The organism is Variovorax sp. EBFNA2, from assembly GCF_033802765.1.
Classification (GTDB): domain Bacteria; phylum Pseudomonadota; class Gammaproteobacteria; order Burkholderiales; family Burkholderiaceae_C; genus Variovorax; species Variovorax paradoxus_H.
The window spans coordinates 1042897-1059504 of sequence record NZ_CP138496.1; the positions used below are offsets into that span (position 1 = coordinate 1042897).

13 protein-coding genes are annotated in these 16608 nt (G+C 69.5%); 10 read left to right on the plus strand and 3 right to left on the minus strand.

The annotated features are described in order from the left end of the window. Positions 1–54: 54 nt before the first annotated feature. Together RZE79_RS04675 and RZE79_RS04680 are read left to right on the plus strand one after the other, a co-directional pair. The gene (locus RZE79_RS04675; RefSeq protein ID WP_319359220.1) at positions 55–657 is read left to right on the plus strand and encodes an XRE family transcriptional regulator; all 603 of its coding nucleotides are present in this window, start codon (positions 55–57) and stop codon (positions 655–657) included. A gap of 2 nt (positions 658–659) precedes the next feature. After that, the gene (locus tag RZE79_RS04680; RefSeq protein WP_373696537.1) at positions 660–1190 is read left to right on the plus strand and encodes an N-acetyltransferase family protein; all 531 of its coding nucleotides are present in this window, start codon (positions 660–662) and stop codon (positions 1188–1190) included. Between the two features lie 22 nt (positions 1191–1212). On the opposite strand, the gene RZE79_RS04685 is transcribed toward RZE79_RS04680, so the two are convergent. Then, on the minus strand, positions 1213–2187 hold the full coding sequence (locus RZE79_RS04685) for a DMT family transporter (RefSeq protein WP_319359222.1): 975 nt from the start codon (positions 2185–2187) through the stop codon (positions 1213–1215). A gap of 141 nt (positions 2188–2328) precedes the next feature. Here RZE79_RS04685 and RZE79_RS04690 point away from each other — a divergent pair, with 141 nt between their 5' ends. The 4 genes from RZE79_RS04690 (at position 2329) to RZE79_RS04705 (ending at position 10071) form a co-directional block, all read left to right on the plus strand. Continuing rightward, complete coding sequence (locus RZE79_RS04690) at positions 2329–3207, plus strand: LysR family transcriptional regulator (RefSeq protein WP_319359223.1); 879 nt, start codon at positions 2329–2331, stop codon at positions 3205–3207. An 80-nt stretch (positions 3208–3287) separates the two neighbouring features. Next, a complete protein-coding gene (locus RZE79_RS04695; protein ID WP_319359224.1) occupies positions 3288–8075 on the plus strand; it encodes a CapA family protein in 4788 nt (1595 codons plus the stop codon). Further along, positions 8072–9022, plus strand: coding sequence for an alpha/beta fold hydrolase (locus RZE79_RS04700; RefSeq protein WP_319359225.1), 951 nt, complete (start codon positions 8072–8074; stop codon positions 9020–9022). The genes RZE79_RS04695 and RZE79_RS04700 overlap by 4 nt, the downstream gene beginning before the upstream one ends. Continuing rightward, positions 9019–10071, plus strand: a complete 1053-nt coding sequence (locus RZE79_RS04705) for an aldose epimerase family protein (protein WP_319359226.1) — start codon at positions 9019–9021, stop codon at positions 10069–10071. The genes RZE79_RS04700 and RZE79_RS04705 overlap by 4 nt, the downstream gene beginning before the upstream one ends. A 13-nt stretch (positions 10072–10084) precedes the next feature. Here RZE79_RS04705 and RZE79_RS04710 read toward each other — a convergent pair whose 3' ends face one another. Continuing rightward, positions 10085–11029 carry an SMP-30/gluconolactonase/LRE family protein gene (locus RZE79_RS04710; protein ID WP_319359227.1) on the minus strand — a complete coding sequence of 315 codons (945 nt, stop codon included), beginning with the start codon at positions 11027–11029 and terminating at the stop codon, positions 10085–10087. Positions 11030–11134: 105 nt separating this feature from the next. Between RZE79_RS04710 and RZE79_RS04715 the strand changes: the two genes are divergently transcribed. Beyond that, on the plus strand, positions 11135–11935 hold the full coding sequence (locus tag RZE79_RS04715; protein ID WP_319359228.1) for an SDR family oxidoreductase: 801 nt from the start codon (positions 11135–11137) through the stop codon (positions 11933–11935). Here the strand turns inward: RZE79_RS04715 and RZE79_RS04720 are convergent, their stop codons facing one another. Further along, positions 11936–12895, minus strand: a complete 960-nt coding sequence (locus tag RZE79_RS04720; RefSeq protein ID WP_153280557.1) for a LysR family transcriptional regulator — start codon at positions 12893–12895, stop codon at positions 11936–11938. It abuts the gene before it with no gap. Between the two features lie 147 nt (positions 12896–13042). Here RZE79_RS04720 and RZE79_RS04725 point away from each other — a divergent pair, with 147 nt between their 5' ends. From RZE79_RS04725 to chvE, 3 genes are all read left to right on the plus strand, one after another. Next, a complete protein-coding gene (locus RZE79_RS04725; protein ID WP_319359229.1) occupies positions 13043–14497 on the plus strand; it encodes an aldehyde dehydrogenase family protein in 1455 nt (484 codons plus the stop codon). A 61-nt stretch (positions 14498–14558) separates the two neighbouring features. Continuing rightward, positions 14559–15524: an ABC transporter substrate-binding protein gene (locus tag RZE79_RS04730; RefSeq protein WP_319359230.1), complete on the plus strand. Its 966-nt coding sequence runs from the start codon at positions 14559–14561 to the stop codon at positions 15522–15524. A gap of 12 nt (positions 15525–15536) precedes the next feature. Further along, on the plus strand, positions 15537–16607 hold the full coding sequence (gene chvE / locus RZE79_RS04735; RefSeq protein ID WP_319359231.1) for a multiple monosaccharide ABC transporter substrate-binding protein: 1071 nt from the start codon (positions 15537–15539) through the stop codon (positions 16605–16607). The last annotated feature ends 1 nt before the right edge of the window (position 16608 follow it).

The window sequence follows — 16608 nt, forward strand, 5'->3', positions numbered from 1 at the left end:
ACGCTTTCATCCAGGGTTGACTGGTGTTCTATTTAATTGGATATTTCATCCAATATGAAAGAAGAATCAGCTTCGACCCCCAGCCTCAACGACCGCATCGCCCAGCGCGTGCGCGCGCTGCGCGCCGCACGCGATCTCTCGCTCGACGCCTTGGCCACGCACTGCGGCGTCAGCCGCTCGATGATCTCTCTGATCGAGCGCGGCGAGAGCAGTCCGACCGCGGTGCTGCTCGAAAAACTCGCGACCGGCCTGGGCGTGCCGCTGGCCTCGCTGTTCGAGCCCCACGCGCCCAGGGCCAGCCCGGTGTCGCGCCGCGCCGACCAGCTCGAGTGGCGCGATCCGCATTCGGGCTACCTGCGCCGCAACGTCTCGGCCGGCGGCGACGCCTCGCCGATCCAGATCGTCGAGGTGCTGTTTCCGCCCGGCGCGCGCGTGGCCTACGAAACCGGCGCGCGCGAGCCGCGCATCCACCAGCAGGTGTGGGTGCTCGAAGGCTGCATCGAACTCGCGGTCGGCGACCAGCAGTACCGGCTCGACGCCGGCGACTGCCTCGCGCTCGTGCTTGACCAGCCGACGAGTTACTACAACCCCACCCGCGAGACGGCGCGCTACGCGGTCGTCATCACCAGCGCGCCCTCCCACTCCAACCGGAAATGACCATGACTGCTGCCACCACCCCGCGCCTGCGCGCCCTGTCCACCGTCAACGAGGCCGAGCTGAACGCGCTGGCCGACGTGCTCATCGACTGCGTCGAAGGCGGTGCCTCCGTGAGCTTCATGCAGCCGCTCACGCCCGAGCGCGCACGGGCCTTCTGGCGCCACGTGGCCGACGGCGTGGCGCGCGGCGAGCGCGAGCTGCTCGTGGCCGAGGACGACGAAGGCATCGTCGGCACCGTGCAGCTGGTGTTGGCGCAGCCCGAGAACCAGCCGCACCGCGGCGAAGTCGCGAAGATGCTGGTGCACCGCCGCGCACGCCGGCTCGGCCTTGGCGCCCTGCTGATGCAGAGCGCCGAACAGCGCGCGCGCGACCACGGCAAAACGCTGCTCGTGCTCGACACCTCCAGCCCCGAGGCCGAGCGGCTGTACACCCGCTGCGGCTGGCAGCGCGTGGGCACGATCCCCGGCTACGCGCTGCTGCCCGACGGCACGCCGTGCGGCACCACCTACTTCTACCGGGCGCTCGGCGACTGACGGCCGTGCGGCCTGTGGTCACTTAGGGCGTGACGCCGCAGGTGCGCTGACTGGGCACCGGGCTGTGAACCGCAGCCACCGGCGTCGCCGCGCGCTTCGTCGCCATCACATGCAGCAGCAGCGCCGCCACCACCATCGCCACACCGACGATCTCATGCGTGGCGGGCGGCTTGCCCAGCGCCACGCCCATCAGCAGCGTCGACACCGGCACGAAGTTCAGGAAGGCCGTGCCCGTGACCGCGCCGAGTGCGCGCACGCCGTGGTTGAAGGCCAGCACCGCGACCGCCGACGGCACCAGCCCCGCGTACAGCAGCACCTGCCACGACAGGCGCAGCCCTTGCGCGTCGGGCGCGGGCGATGCGCCCAGCGCGGCCATGCCCACCGCCACGGCCAGCAGCAGTGGCCACGAGGCCAGCACCGTGAGCGCGGTGTATTCCACCGTGTCGAGCGTGGGAAGGCGCGCCGCGCCGCGCGTGTAGACCACCCAGCCCAGCGTGCCGACGAAGGCGATGGCGTCGCCGTACAGCGAGTCGTGCGACAGCGCCGCGCCGCCGGGCGACAGCAGACCGGCCACCGTCGCCACGCCGGCCAGCGCCAGCGCCGCGGTCAGCAAGGTGGTGCGCGTCGGGCGCACGCCGTCGAGCCACCAGCGCAGCAGCTGCGTGGTGATCGGCGTGGTCGCGATCAGCACCGCGCCGTGCGAAGGCTCCGAGTGCGAGAGTCCGATGAACAGCAGGATGCTGAACACGCCGAAGCCCGCAAAGCCGTGCAGCGCCAGCGGCACCGCATGCCGCCGCAGCTTGTGCCAGCCGCCGGTGCCGCGCAGGCCCAGCAGCGCGGCGAACACCAGCGCCGACAGGGTGTAGCGGATGAGCGTGAGCCACACGGGCGCCACGTGGTGCAGCACGCCCTTGCCGACGAGGAACAGGCTGCCCCAGCTGGCGGTGGCGAAGAGCAGGGCGGCAAAGCCCGGCAGGCGTGAGGAAGGGGAGGACAAGGGAAGACCTTTCAGAAAAACACGGAGTGCGTGGCCTGAAGGATGGGGACGCCGCCCCGCGAAGGCCATTCGTTTCTTTGGACAGGGGCTTCCGAAAAAGCGAACGGACCGCCGCGCCGCACGCGCTCACAATCCGCGGTCATGGAGCTGTACCAACTGAAGACCTTCGTCGCCATCGCGAAGGAGGGCAACCTCACCCGCGCCGCCGAGCGCGTGTTCACCAGCGCGCCGGCCGCCAGCGCGCAACTCAAGGCGCTCGAAGACGAACTCGGCGTGCGCCTGTTCGAGCGCACGCCGCGCGGCATGTCGCCCACCGCGGCCGGCCAGCGCCTGCTCGAAGAGGCCGAGCGCACGCTGGCCTCGGCGATGCGCATGCAGTCGGCCGCCGACCAGCTGCGCGGCGCGGCGCAGGGCGTGGTGCGCTTCGGCACGGTGGTCGATCCGGTGGCGCTGCGGCTGGGCAGCGTGCTGGTCACGCTGGCGCAGCAGCATCCGCAGGTCACGCTGCAGCTCAAGCAGGGGCTGTCGTACGAAACCCTGGCGGCCGTGCAGCGCGGCGAACTCGACTGCGCCTATGTGCTCAGCGACGCCGAGCGGCTCGAAGGCTTCGAGCTGCGGCGCCTGGGCGTGGTCGACCTGGCCGTGGGCCTGCCGCTGGCCGTGGCGCAGGCGCATCCCGAGCTCACGCTCGACCAGCTCACCGACCTGACTTGGGTCGGCACGCCGCCCTCGTGCATCCTGCGCGCGCACCTCGAAAAGCTGTTCGCCTCGGCCGGGCGCGACTACCGCCAGGGCGTCACCGCCGACGGCGAGAGCGCCATCCGCAGCATGGTCGCCAGCGGCATGGGCGCGGGCCTGATGCGGCTCGACCAGGCCGAGCAGGGCGAGCGCCAGGGCGAGCTCGCGGTCTGGAACGGTTGGCGCTCACACACGTGGCTGTGCTGGCTCGCGCCGGCCGGCGGCGAGCGTTCGGCGGCGGTCGATGCGGTGCGCGGCGCGGTGTTCGACGCCTGGGCCTGACCCGCGCCCGACCCGGACCTGACGCGCCCCGGATTTCCGCAGTGGCAGGCCGCGCGGCGGCCTGTCATCATTCGCGGCGCATGACTCACCAAGAAGCTCCCGTCCCCCTCGCCGATCTGTTGAACCGCGCCAGGCAAGCCCTGGCCACCCCGGACGGGGCGCTGCCCCCGGTCGCGCCCGCCACCGACGAAGCCGGTTGCGTGGTGTTCCTCGCCATCGGCGAGGGCGAGAGCCGCGCCCGCGTCGTCATGGGCCGCGGCCCCGACACCGAGGCCGCGTGGCAGGCCGCCGCCGAGGCGCTGGCCGTGAAGGCCAAGCGCGCCGAGCGGCCCGCGCAGCGGCTGCGCGCGGAGATCGTCGATCGCACCACGCCGATGACCTGGGGCGAACTGAAGGCGCGGCTGGCGCAGACCAAGCGCAACTACTTCAACGAAGGCATCGCGCTCGACGCGCACTTCGACACCGCGCTGCTCGCACAGGAGATGCACGGCAGCGCCGTGCTCTACAACGGCACGGTCGACCACGCGGAGCCCAACAACGGCAACCTGCGCACGCACACCCAGCGGCGCTTCGGCGAGGAGCGCGACTTTCCCACCGACGACGCCGCGCCCGTGTGGTGCTTCACCACGCGCGCCGTGTACGTCGATGCCGACGGCGCCTGGCCGCTGACGGCCGAAGGGCAGGCCGCAGGCTTTCGCACGCTCACCGACTGGAACGCGGCGCAGGTGCGCGCGCTGGTCGATTCGGCGAGCGACTACCTGGCCGAGCAGGTCAAGCCCACGGGCGAGTTCCACTACGGCTGGTTCCCGTGCTTCGATCGCGCGATTCCCACCTACAACACGCTGCGCCACGCCAGCTCGACCTACGCGATGCTCGAAGGCTGGGAGCTCACGCGCAGCGACACGCAGAAAGCCGCCATCGACCGCGCGCTGGCCTTCCTGAGCCAGCGGCTGATTCGCCGCGCCACGCTGCCCGACGGCACGCAGGCCGCGTTCCTCGTCGACGTCGGCAACGAGATCAAGCTCGGCGGCAATGCCGTGTGCCTGCTGGCCTTCGTGAAGTACACCGAACTCACGGGCGACACACAGTACCAGTCGCTGCTGGAGCAGCTCGCGCTGGGCATCCGCTCCATGCAGGACGCGCAGACCGGCCGCTTCGTGCACGTGCTCAACCACCCGGGGCTCGACGTGAAGGAGCCCTTTCGCATCATCTACTACGACGGCGAGGCGGCCTTCGGGCTCATGCGGCTGTACGGCCTCACGCGCGATGCGCGCTGGCTCGCGGTGGTCGAAAAGGCCTTCGAGCATTTCATCGCGGCGGGCCACTGGCGCGCGCACGACCACTGGCTGAGCTATTGCGTCAACGAGCTCACGCGCTTCAAGCCCGAAACACGCTACTACCAGTTCGGCCTGCAGAACATGGCGGGCCACCTCGACTTCGTGCTGGAGCGCATCACCACTTTCCCCACGCTGCTCGAACTCATGATGGCCGCGCGCGAGATGGTGCTGCGGCTCGAAGCCGACCCGGCGCTGCGTCCGCTGCTCGCGGGCCTCGACCGCCACAAGTTCGACCGCGCGCTGGAGCACCGCGCGCGCTACCTCGCCAACGGCCACTTCTGGCCCGAGCTGGCGATGTTCTTCCGCAACCCCGACCGCATCGCGGGCTCGTTTTTCATCAAGCACCACAGCTTCCGCGTGCGCATCGACGACGTGGAGCACTACCTGTCGGGCTACGTGGCCTACCACCGGTTGCTCGAAGCGCGCGAGGCGCAGCAGCAGAGCGCGCAGCTCTCGCAAGCCGCGGCCGAGCCGGCTGCACCGCGCGGCCTCGAGGGCATCGTGCTGTGGGGCGGCGACGTCAACCTGGGCCGCCGCCTGCACTACCGCATGCACGAACTGGGCGGCCCGGCCCGCATGCTCGGCGACATTCCCGCGCTGCGCGAGGCCGACCTGCGCATCGTGAATCTCGAATGCGTGGTCGCCACCACGGGCGCGCAGGGCATCGAGAAGGGCGAGGGCTGCCCGTACTACTACCGCGCACGGCCCGAGATGCTGTCGGTGCTGACCGAGGCCGGCATCGACATGGTCGCCACGGCCAACAACCACAGCGGCGACTACGGCCCCGAAGCGCTGCTGGAGCAGCACGGGCTGCTCAACGCCGCCGCCATCGCCTTCGCCGGCACCGGTCCCGACCTCGACTCGGCGCTGAGCCCCGCCTTCCGCCAGGCCGGTGGGTTGCGTGTGGCGCTGTTCTCGCTCGACGCCACGCAGCCGAGCTTTGCCGCGACCGCGAAGCTTCCCGGCGCGGCCTGGCTGCCGCTCAGCGACCCGGCCGCCTGGCGCGCCACGCTCGCGCCGCGCATCGCCGCCGCGCGCCGTGAGGCCGACGTGGTGCTGGTGGCCGTGCACTGGGGCAATAACCAGGAGACCGCGCCTTCGCGCGCCGAGATCGCCGTCGGCCATGCCATCGTCGAGGCCGGCGCCGACGCGGTGCTCGGCACCTCGGCCCACCTGCTGCAAGGCATCGAGGTCTACCAGGGCCGGCCGATCCTGCACGACGCAGGCGACCTGCTGTTCGACGCGATCCGCCGTGACCTCGGGGACTCCGGCGTGTTCTCGCTGCGCCTCGGGCCGCATGGCGTCGAGGAGGTGGTGTTCACGCCGGTGGGTGTGGGCTTCGGCTTCTCGCAGCAGCGCGAGGGCGACGCGGCGCAGGCCGCGAGCGCGCGCTTCGCTGAACTGTGCCGTGCGCTCGGCACCGAGATGACGCCGCGGCCCGACGGGCGCTGTGCGCTGCAGCTGTCGCCGCCCGAGCGCACCGCGCCTGCCGGTCGCCCGCCGCTGGTGCCGCTGTCGGCGTCGCGCCCGCCCGCGCTGGTCGGCCCCGTGCTCGCGCCCCGGCCCGAGTGGTCGGTTGATGTGGTGCCGGCCGACGCGCAGATGCGCCCGATCCAGATCGGCCCGCTGCGCCTCGTGGGCATCCGCTGCGCGCCGACGCAGATCGTCGGGCGACGCCTGCTGTGGGTCGAGTCGTACTGGACCGCCGATGCGCCAGTGAGCGCCGACCTGCGCGTGCAGTTCCGCGCGCTGGCGATGCGCAGCGCCACCATGCCGGCCTGGGGCGAGGCCATGGACCACGACCCCTGCGACTGGATGTGGCCCACCAGCCGCTGGACGCCGGGGCGCATCTACCGCGACCGCTACGGCCTGCGCGCGCCGCGCCTGGGCCTGCTCGAGGACGACGTGCTGCAGATCGAAGTGCGCGTGCGCGGCGCGCTGCCCGACCTGCCGCCCGCGCGCCGCTTGCCCGTGTGGTGCGGCCTGCGCCTGAAGGCGCCGACGCCGCTGCCCGAGCGCCGCGCGCCTGTGCTCGCGGCGCTGCGTCCGGGCGCCGCACCGCAGGCCTCGCCCGTGTGGACCGCCGACGAGCTGCAGCGCGTCACCGGCGGGCAGTGGCTCGTGCCGCCGCCGCCGGACTGGGTCGCGAACGCCGTGGTGCGCGGGCCGACGCACATGGCACTGCTGCCGAAGCCGGGGCTGTTCATCGCGTCGGACTACCGCACGCTCGCCAGACACGAGAACTACAGCAAGCCGCGCGCCGACAACCCCGACCGCCATGACGACCTGCCCGTGCTGCAGCGCGCGCTCGCGGGCGCCGTGGTCGCGCACCGGGTGGACGGGCTCGATCCGGCCTTTCCGCTGCTGCAGGTGGACGACCCGATCCGCGCCATGATCGACCTGGGCGTGGCCGCGCGTGCGCGCTTCACGGGGCGCGTGGTGGGCGTGACCGGCACGGTCGGCAAGTCGTCGACCATCGCCATGCTGCGCGACCTGCTGCCCGAGGCGGCGCGCGTGCACACCACGGTCGACAACTACAACTCGCGCGTCGGCGTGCCGGCCATGCTGGCCAGCCTCGCGGCCGACGCCGACGTGTGCGTGCTCGAGATGGCGCAGAGCGCGCTGTGGATGGACCGCGGGCCGATCTCGCTGGTGGCGCGGCCGCACGTGGCCATCCTCACCGAACTCGGTCTGTCGCAGACCTACCGCGCGACCACGGTGGAACAGACGGCCGACTACAAGTCGCGCCTCTTCCTCGGGCTGGAGCCCGGCGGCGTGGCCATCGTGCCCGACCACATTCCCTGCCTGATGCAGGTGGTGCAGGCGGCCGCGCGCACGGCAGGCGCCATCTGGGTGGTGGGCAGCGGGCCCGACGCCAACATCCGCATCGTCGACACCCGGCCCGAGCCTGACGGCGGTTGCCGCGTGCGCATTGCGCTGCCGGGTCGCACGGTCGAGTACCTGTTCCCGATCGCGAGCGCGGGGCTGGTGCGCAATTCGGCGCTGGCCTTTGCCGCGCTGCTGGCGCTGGGCTTCGACGCCGAGGCCGCATGCGCGCGCATGCCTTTCGTGCGCCTGCCAGCGTCGGTGATGCAGCTGCGCGCGCTGCGCACGCAGGGCGGCGTGCAGGCCACGCTCATCGACGACAGCTGGAGCGCCGAGGTCATGTCGATGCGCAACGCGATGGACTTCGTGCGCACCTGCGATCGGGCCGCGCACGGGCCGGTGACGCGCAAGATCGGCGTGCTCGGGCGCATCGTCAACCTCGACAAGGACGCCGAGGCCATGCACCGCAGCCTGGCCGCGCCGCTGCTCGCCTCGGGCATCGCGCACCTCGTGACGCACGGCGCCGAGATGCGCTGGCTGCGCGAGGAGGTGCCGGCCGAGCTGCTCGGCCCGCACTTCGAAGACGCCGCGCAGCTCACCGGCTACCTCGGCGACTTCCTGCGCGACGGCGACCTGGTGCTGGTGAAGGGCGACCGCCTGGCGTCCGACTTCGGCCTCATTCCCGAACTGCTGCAAAAGCTATGAAGCCTTGCGCGCGCCTGGCCTGCCTGCTGCTGGTGCTCGTGCAGACGGCCTGCGCGCACCGCGTGGACGCGCCGAGGGCCTCGACGCCGCGCGAGCCGGCGGCGTCCGCCTCGCCCGAAGGCGCGCTGCTGCACTGGAACCAGCCCGCCGTGCGCGCCCACTGCCCCGACCGCCCCGGCTTCCTCTGGGTGCAGGCGGTCGAGGGGCCGTCGTGCATCCGCTACTTCGCAAGCCGCGACATCGACGACGCGCGCATCGCCATCGTGCAGTTCTCGGGCGACCGCGACAGCGTGATGAACCAGTCGCCCGCGCGCATTCCGGGCAACACCGAACCGCTGCGCACGCTCGATGCGCAGGCCGCGAGCGACCGTGCCGGCGTGCCGTGGATCTTCATGGCGCGGCCCGGCACCTACGGCTCGTCGGGCGACCACCGCAAGCGGCGTCAGGCGGTGGAGTTCCACGCCCTCGATGCGGCGCTGGAGGCGCTGATGCAGCGCCACCGCCTGCAGCGCGTGGTGCTCCTGGGCCACAGCGGCGGCGCCACGGCCGGCGCCGCGCTGCTCACGCTCGGGCGCACGCGCGTGGCCTGCGCGGTGCTCACCTCGGGCGCGTTCGATCTGCTGGAGCGTGCGCGCCTGCTCGGCCGCTCGAAGGACGGGCGCACCGACACCACCGGCAGCACGCAGGTCTACGACCCGCTGGACCATGTGGCCGGCATTGCGCGCGACCCGCAGCGTCGCATCGTGCTGATCGGCAACCCCGACGACCGCAACACCCCGTTCGCGCTGCAGCGGCGCTTTGCCGATGCCGTGGGCAAGGCGGGCCACCGCGTCGAAGTGATGACGCATGCGGCCGAGCCACCGACCTTTCACGACCTCAAGGACCGCATCGGCCTGCGCACCGCATCGCAATGCGCGCGCGAGGCGCTGCAGTCGCCAACCCAATGACCCAGCCTCTCACTTCACGTTCCTTCGGCACCATGCCCGACGGCCGGCCCGTCACCGAATACACGCTCGACAACGGCCACGGCCTGCGACTGAGCGCCATCAACCTCGGCGGCATCGTCACCGCGCTGCATGTGCCGGATCGGCAAGGGCGCAGCGCGAACGTGGTGCTGGGTTTGCCGCCGCTCGATGACTATCTGAAGCCGCATCCGCACTTCGGCACCATCGTCGGCCGCTATGCCAACCGCATTGCGGCGGGCCGCTTCACGCTCGATGGCGCTGCTCATCAGCTGGGCCTGAACGACGGCGTGAACACATTGCACGGCGGCGCCACCGGCTTCGGCAAGCGCTACTGGGAGATCGTGCCGATGCCCGATGACCTCGCCCTCGAACTGCGCTACACCAGCGCCGACGGCGAAGAGGGCTATCCCGGCGAAGTGCAGCTGACGGTGCGCTACACGCTGAGCGCGACGGCCAACACCTGGCGCATCGACTACCGCGCCACCACCGACCGGCCGACGGTGCTCAACCTGAGCCACCACGACTACTTCAACCTCGCGGGATCGGGCTCGGTCATGGACCATGTGCTGACGCTGCCCGCGAGCCGCTACTGCCCCGTGGATGCCACGCTCATTCCGCTCGGGCTCGAAGACGTGGCCGGCACGCCTTTCGATTTCCGCACGCCGACACGCATCGGCGAGCGCATCCGCGAAGGCCATGAACAGCTGCTGCGTGCGCACGGCTACGACCACAACTGGGTGCTTGATAGAAACGGCACGGGCTTGGCGCATGCCGCACGCCTCGCCCACGAAGCCTCGGGCCGCGTGATGGACGTGCACACCAGCGAGCCCGGCGTGCAGTTCTACTCAGGCAATTTTCTCGACGGCAGCCTGCTCGGCAGCGCGGGCGCGAGCCTGCGCCAGGGCGACGGCCTGTGCCTGGAGACGCAGCACTTTCCCGATGCGCCGAACCAGCCGGCGTTTCCATCGACGGTGCTGCGGCCGGGCGAGGTGTTCGCCAGCACGACCGAGCACCGCTTCATCGTTTGCTGAAGCGCGCGTCGGCTCAGCCTGCGAACAACGCCGCCGGCACGCCCGGGCTGTCGATGCGCACAGCAAAGAGTCCACCGGCCAGCGGCTCGCTCTTCAGCTGTTCTTCGGTGCGGCTGTTGCGCGCCGTCGTGATGTAGAGCGTCTGCATATCCGCGCCGCCGAAGGCGCAGTCGGTCACGTTGCTTGCGGGCAGCACAATGCGGCACAGCTCGGCGGCGCTCACCGGGTCGTGGCAGGTGATGCAGGCGCCGTCCCAGTGCGCGATCCACAACCGGCCAGCCGCGTCGGTCGTCATGCCGTCGGGCAGGCCGTCGCCCTTCGGGAAGCGGTGCCACACGCGCTTGTTCGACACCGCACCGGCCTCCATGTCGAAGTCGTAGGCGTACAGCAGGTTGATTGCCGTGTTGTTGAAGTACATGGTGCGGCCGTCGCCTGACCACGTCGGCCCGTTGGTCACCTCGAAGCCGTCGTCGTGCCGGGTGCATTGGCCGTCGGCGTCGAAGCGGTAGAGCGCGCCGGTGGGCGCCTTGCAGTCGAAGTCCATGCTGCCGGCCCAGAAGCGGCCGCGGCTGTCGCACTTGCCGTCGTTGAAGCGGTTGCCGGTGCGCTCGGGTTCGGGCTGGTGCAGGTAGCGCGGCTTCGTGGTGTCGCCGGGCGCGGTGGTGTCGAACAGCGCGAAGCCGCGGCGCAGCGTGAGGAACAGGCCCGGCGCCGATGCGCGCTCGGCGATGGCGGTGATCTCTTCGTCGAAGTGCCACGTGCGCTGCGCGCCGGTGGCCGGGTCGTAGCGGAAGAGGCGCGGCTGCAGGATGTCGATCCAGTACAGCGCCTGTTCGCGCACCGACCACAGCGTGCCTTCGCCGAGGTCGGCGGCGGCGGGCCAGAGGCATTCCGGCGTGCCGAGCACGCGAGGAGCCGCGAGCGGCGAAGAAGGGGCGTTTGTCTCTTGCTGGGTCATTTGTTCTTTCTGAATGTCATGCCTTGACGCGGCGGATCGTATCAAGGCATATTGATAACTGAAATCAAAAATAACTGTATCTATTGATATTGATTTTGCAATGTCATGAGATGCACCCTGGAGACCTTTTCCTTGAATTCCCCTCAACTTTCCATCCATCCCAGCCTGAAGAATCGCACCGTCTTCGTCACCGGCGGCGGCAGTGGCATCGGTGCGGCCATCGTCGCGGCTTTCGCGGCGCAGGGTGCGCGCGTGGCCTTCATCGACATTGCCGAAGGTGCCAGCGCCGCGCTCGCCGCGCAGATCGCCGAGGCCGGCCACGCCGCGCCGTGGTGGCGCGCCTGCGACGTGCGCGACATCGGCGCGCTGCAGCGGGCCATGGCCGAGGCGGCGGCCGAACTCGGCGACTTCGCGGTGCTGGTCAACAACGTGGCGAGCGACGATCGCCACACGCTCGAATCGGTCACGCCCGACTACTACGACAACCGCATGGCCATCAACGAGCGGCCCGCGCTGTTCGCGATCCAGTCGGTGGTGCCGGGCATGAAGCGCCTGGGCTTCGGTTCGGTGGTCAACCTCGGCTCCACGGGCTGGCAGACCAAGGGCTCGGGCTACCCCTGCTACGCGATCGCCAAGTCGTCGGTGAACGGCCTCACGCGCGGGCTCGCGGTGGAGCTGGGCAAGGATCGCATCCGCATCAACACCGTGTCGCCCGGCTGGGTGATGACCGAGCGGCAGGTGAAGCTGTGGCTCGACGACGAGGGCGAGAAGGCGCTGCACCGCAACCAGTGCCTGCCCGACAAGCTGATGCCCGAAGACATCGCGCGCATGGTGCTGTTCCTGGCATCGGACGACGCGAAGATGTGCACCGCGCAGGAGTTCACGGTCGACGCCGGCTGGACCTGATCAGTCCATCTCGAGTTTGCGTCCATAGACGCTCATGCTCGCCGTCTTCAGCGCCTTCATCATCACCTTCGCGGCCGGCGACAGCAGCCGGTCGGTGCGCGTGATGATGCCGAAGGCGTCCATGTGACAGGGCATGTCCAGCGGCAGCAGCGACACGATGCCGTGCGCCGCGTAGTAGCGCGCCACGTCGCTCGCGAGCACCGCCACCATGTCGCTCTGCTGCAGCATGCGCGTGATGAACAGCAGGGCCGGGCTCTCGATGATGTTGGCCGGCGGCGCGAGGCCTTCCTCCTGGAACATCAGCTCGAAGCGGTGGCGCAGCACGCTGCCCGCGGGCGGCACGATCCAGCCGGCGCCCACCACGTCGCGCAGCGTGAGCCCGCTCACGCCCAGCAGCGGATGGCCGGGGCGCACCAGCGCGCACACCGGTTCTTCGGCCAGGGCCTCGTAGCGCAGCTGTGATTTGTCGTGCTCGGCGAACAGCCGCGCCACGAGGATGTCGAGCTTGCCCTGCGCGAGGCGCTCCATCAGCACCGCGCTGGTCTCGATCTCGAGCGACACGCGCAGGTCGGGCTGCTCGCGCTTGACCATCGCCACGGCCGGCGGCATCAGCGTGAGGCCCGGCGCGGTGATGGCGCCCACGTTCACCTGGCCGAAGCGCCCGGCCTTCAGCGCGGTGAGTTCGTCGTGCGCCTGGTTCAGGCTGGCCAGCGCCACGCGGGCGTGGCGGATCATGGTTTCGCCGTACCAGGTCGGGCGCATGCCGCGCGGCAGGCGGTCGAACAGCGGCACCTCGAGCACGTCTTCCAGGTCCTTCAGCAACTTCGACGCGGCGGGCTGGGTCATGTTGAGCACCTGCGCCGCGCGGTGGATGTTGCCTTCCTCGGCCAGCGCCACCAGCAAGAGCAGCTGGCGGGTCTTGAGGCGGGCGCGAATGAACCAGTGGTTGTAGGTGTTCATGAAGAAGGTGCGAACGAAGGTCTGACGGGGTTTTCCAGAATCCACCGATTGATATGCATTTTGTCTAAAAAACGATTGGATCGATATCGAAATCGTTTCTAGACTTCCGCCCCAGACCCACAACAACAGAGACAAGGCAACGCCACGGTGATCCACGGCGAGCTTCGGCAGAGCGTGCGCCAGTACATCAACGGCCGCTGGGAAACCAGCGCGACCACGGGTGTCAGCGTCAATCCTTCCGACACCAGCGAGGTGGTGGCCGAGTACGCCCGTGCCGACCGGCGCCAGGTCGAGCTGGCGATCCGCGCGGCCAATGAGGCCTTCGTGCACTGGAGCCACAGCACGCCGCAGCGGCGCGCCGACGTGCTCGATCGCATCGGCGCCGAGCTGCTCGCACGCAAGGACGACCTGGGCCTGCTGCTGGCGCGCGAGGTCGGCAAGACGCTGCCCGAGGCCGTGGCCGAGGTGGCGCGTGCGGGCCAGATCTTCAAGTTCTTCGCGGGCGAAGCCTTGCGCGGCGGCGGTGGCGAGAACGTGGCGTCGGTGCGCGCCGGCGTGCAGGTCGACGTGACGCGCGAACCGGTCGGCGTGGTGGGCCTCATCACGCCGTGGAACACGCCCTTCGCCGTGCCGGCCTCCAAGATTGCCGCGGCGCTGGCGCATGGCAACAGCGTGGTCTTCAAGCCGGCCGAGCTGGTGCCGGCCTGCGGCTGGGCACTGACCGACATCATCAGCCGCGCCACCTTGCCGGCCGGTGTGTTCAACCTCGTGATGGGCAGCGGGCGCGAAGCGGGCCAGGCGCTGGTCGACAGCGCGCTCGTCGATGCGCTGAGCTTCACCGGCTCGGCCGCCAATGGCGAACGCGTGCTGCAGGCCGCCACCGCACGGCGCGCCAAGGTGCAGTTGGAGATGGGCGGCAAGAACGCGCTCGTGGTGCTGGCCGATGCCGACCTCGACCGCGCCGTCGATTGCGCGGTGCAGGGCGCCTACTTTTCCAACGGCCAGCGCTGCACGGCGTCGAGCCGCCTCATCGTCGAAGCCGCCGTACACGACGCCTTCGTGGCGAAGCTGCGCCAGCGCCTGAAGACATTGAAGATCGGCCACGCGCTGGAGCGCGGCATCGACATCGGCCCCGTGGCCGATGCAGAGCGGCTGGCGCAGAACCTCGCGTGGATCGACGTCGCGCGCGAAGAGGGCGCTGAGCATGTGTGGGGCGGCGACGCACTGCAGCGCGCCACCGCCGGCCACTACATGAGCCCCGCGCTTTTTCTGGCGAAGCCCGAGAACCGCATCGCACGCGAAGAAATCTTCGGGCCGCTGGCCTGCGTGCTGCGCGCCGGCGATTACGACGAAGCGCTCGCGCTGTGCAACGACACGCCCTTCGGCCTGTGCGCGGGCATCTGCACCAACTCGCTGAAGCACGCGATGCATTTCAGACGCCATGCCGTGGTCGGCATGACGATGGTCAATCTGCCGACCGCGGGGGTGGACTTTCATGCACCCTTCGGCGGCCGCAAAGGGTCGGGCTACGGGCCGCGCGAACAAGGGCGCCACGCCGCGGAGTTCTACACGACGGTCAAGACCGGCTACATGCTGGCCTGACCGGACGGGGTTTCATCGCGTACGACAAACACACCACAGACTCATCAAGAAGGAGACAACCATGACCATGAATCGCCGCACCCTCCACACCGCGCTCGCCGCCGCAGCCCTGGGCAGCCTGCTGCCCGTGTCCGCCTTTGCGCAGAAAAAACTCGTGCTCGGCTTCGCGCAGGTGGGCGCCGAGAGCGAATGGCGCACGGCCAACACCGAGTCGATCAAGTCGTCGGCCAAGGAGGCGGGCATCGAGCTGAAGTTCTCCGACGCGCAGCAGAAGCAGGAAAACCAGATCAAGGCCATCCGCTCGTACATCGCGCAGAAGGTCGACGTGATCGCGTTCTCGCCCGTGGTCGAGTCGGGCTGGGAGACCGTGCTGCGCGAAGCCAAGGCCGCGAAGATTCCGGTCGTGCTGACCGACCGCTCCGTGAGCACCAAGGACGACTCGCTCTACGTGACCTTCATGGGCTCCGACTTCACCGAAGAAGGCCGCAAGGCCGGTCGCTGGCTGGTCGAGAAGATGAAGGGCCAGAAGGGCGACGTGAACATCGTCGAGCTGCAGGGCACCGTGGGCTCGGCCCCGGCCATCGACCGCAAGAAGGGCTTCGAGGAAATCATCAAGGCCGATCCGAAGTTCAAGATCATCCGTTCGCAGACCGGCGACTTCACGCGTGCCAAGGGCAAGGAGGTGATGGAAGCCTTCCTCAAGGCCGAAGGCAAGAAGATCAACGTGCTCTACGCGCACAACGACGACATGGCGATCGGCGCGATCCAGGCGATCGAGGAAGCCGGCCTCAAGCCCGCGAAGGACATCACCATCATCTCGATCGACGGGGTGAAGGGCGCCTTCGAAGCCATGATCGCCGGCAAGCTCAACGTGTCGGTCGAATGCAGCCCGCTGCTCGGCCCGCAGCTCATGCAGGCGGTGAAGGACATCAAGGCCGGCAAGCCGCTGCCCAAGCGCATCGTGACCGAAGAGGGCATCTTCCCGATGGAAGTCGCTGCCAAAGAATTCCCGAACCGCAAGTACTGAGAGCCGACCGACATGAAACGCAACTTCCTCAAAGCCTCGCTCGCGGGCCTCGCCTTTGCCGTCGTCGGCTTCACGCCGCTGGCCCATGCGCAGGACAAGGGCCTCATCGCCATCTCGATGCCCACCAAGTCGTCGGCGCGCTGGATCGCCGACGGCGCGAACATGGTCAAGTACTTCAAGGACAAGGGCTACAAGACCGACCTGCAGTACGCGGACGACGACATTCCGAACCAGCTCGCGCAGATCGAGAACATGGTGACCAAGGGCTCGAAGGTGCTGGTCATCGCGGCCATCGACGGCACCACGCTCTCCGACGTGCTGCAGAAGGCCGCTGACAAGGGCGTGAAGGTCATCGCGTACGACCGGCTCATCAAGGGCTCGAAGAACGTCGACTACTACGCCACCTTCGACAACTTCCAGGTCGGCGTGCTGCAGGCGCAATCGATCGAAGCGGCGCTGGGCCTGAAGAGCGGCAAGGGCCCGTTCAACATCGAGCTCTTCGGCGGCTCGCCCGACGACAACAACGCCTTCTTCTTCTACAACGGCGCGATGTCGGTGCTCAAGCCCTACATCGACAGCGGCAAGCTGGTGGTGCGCAGCAAGCAGATGGGCATGGACAAGGTCGGCACGCTGCGCTGGGACGGCGCGGTGGCGCAGGCGCGCATGGACAACCTGCTGTCGGCCTACTACACGAAGAACCGCGTCGATGCGGTGCTGTCGCCGTACGACGGCCTGTCGATCGGCATCCTCTCGTCGCTCAAGGGCGTGGGCTACGGCTCGGGCTCGCAGCCGATGCCGGTGGTGTCAGGGCAGGACGCGGAGATTCCTTCGGTCAAGTCGATCCTGCGCAAGGAGCAAAGCTCCACCGTGTTCAAGGACACGCGCGAACTCGCCAAGGTGACGGTGGCGATGGCCGACGCCATGCTCTCGGGCAAGACGCCCGAAGTGAACGACACCAAGACCTACAACAACGGCATCAAGGTCGTGCCCTCGTACCTGCTCAAGCCGGTGAGCGTGGACGGCTCCAACTGGAAGCAGGTGCTGGTCGACAGCGGCTACTACAAGGAAAGCCAGGTCAAGTGAG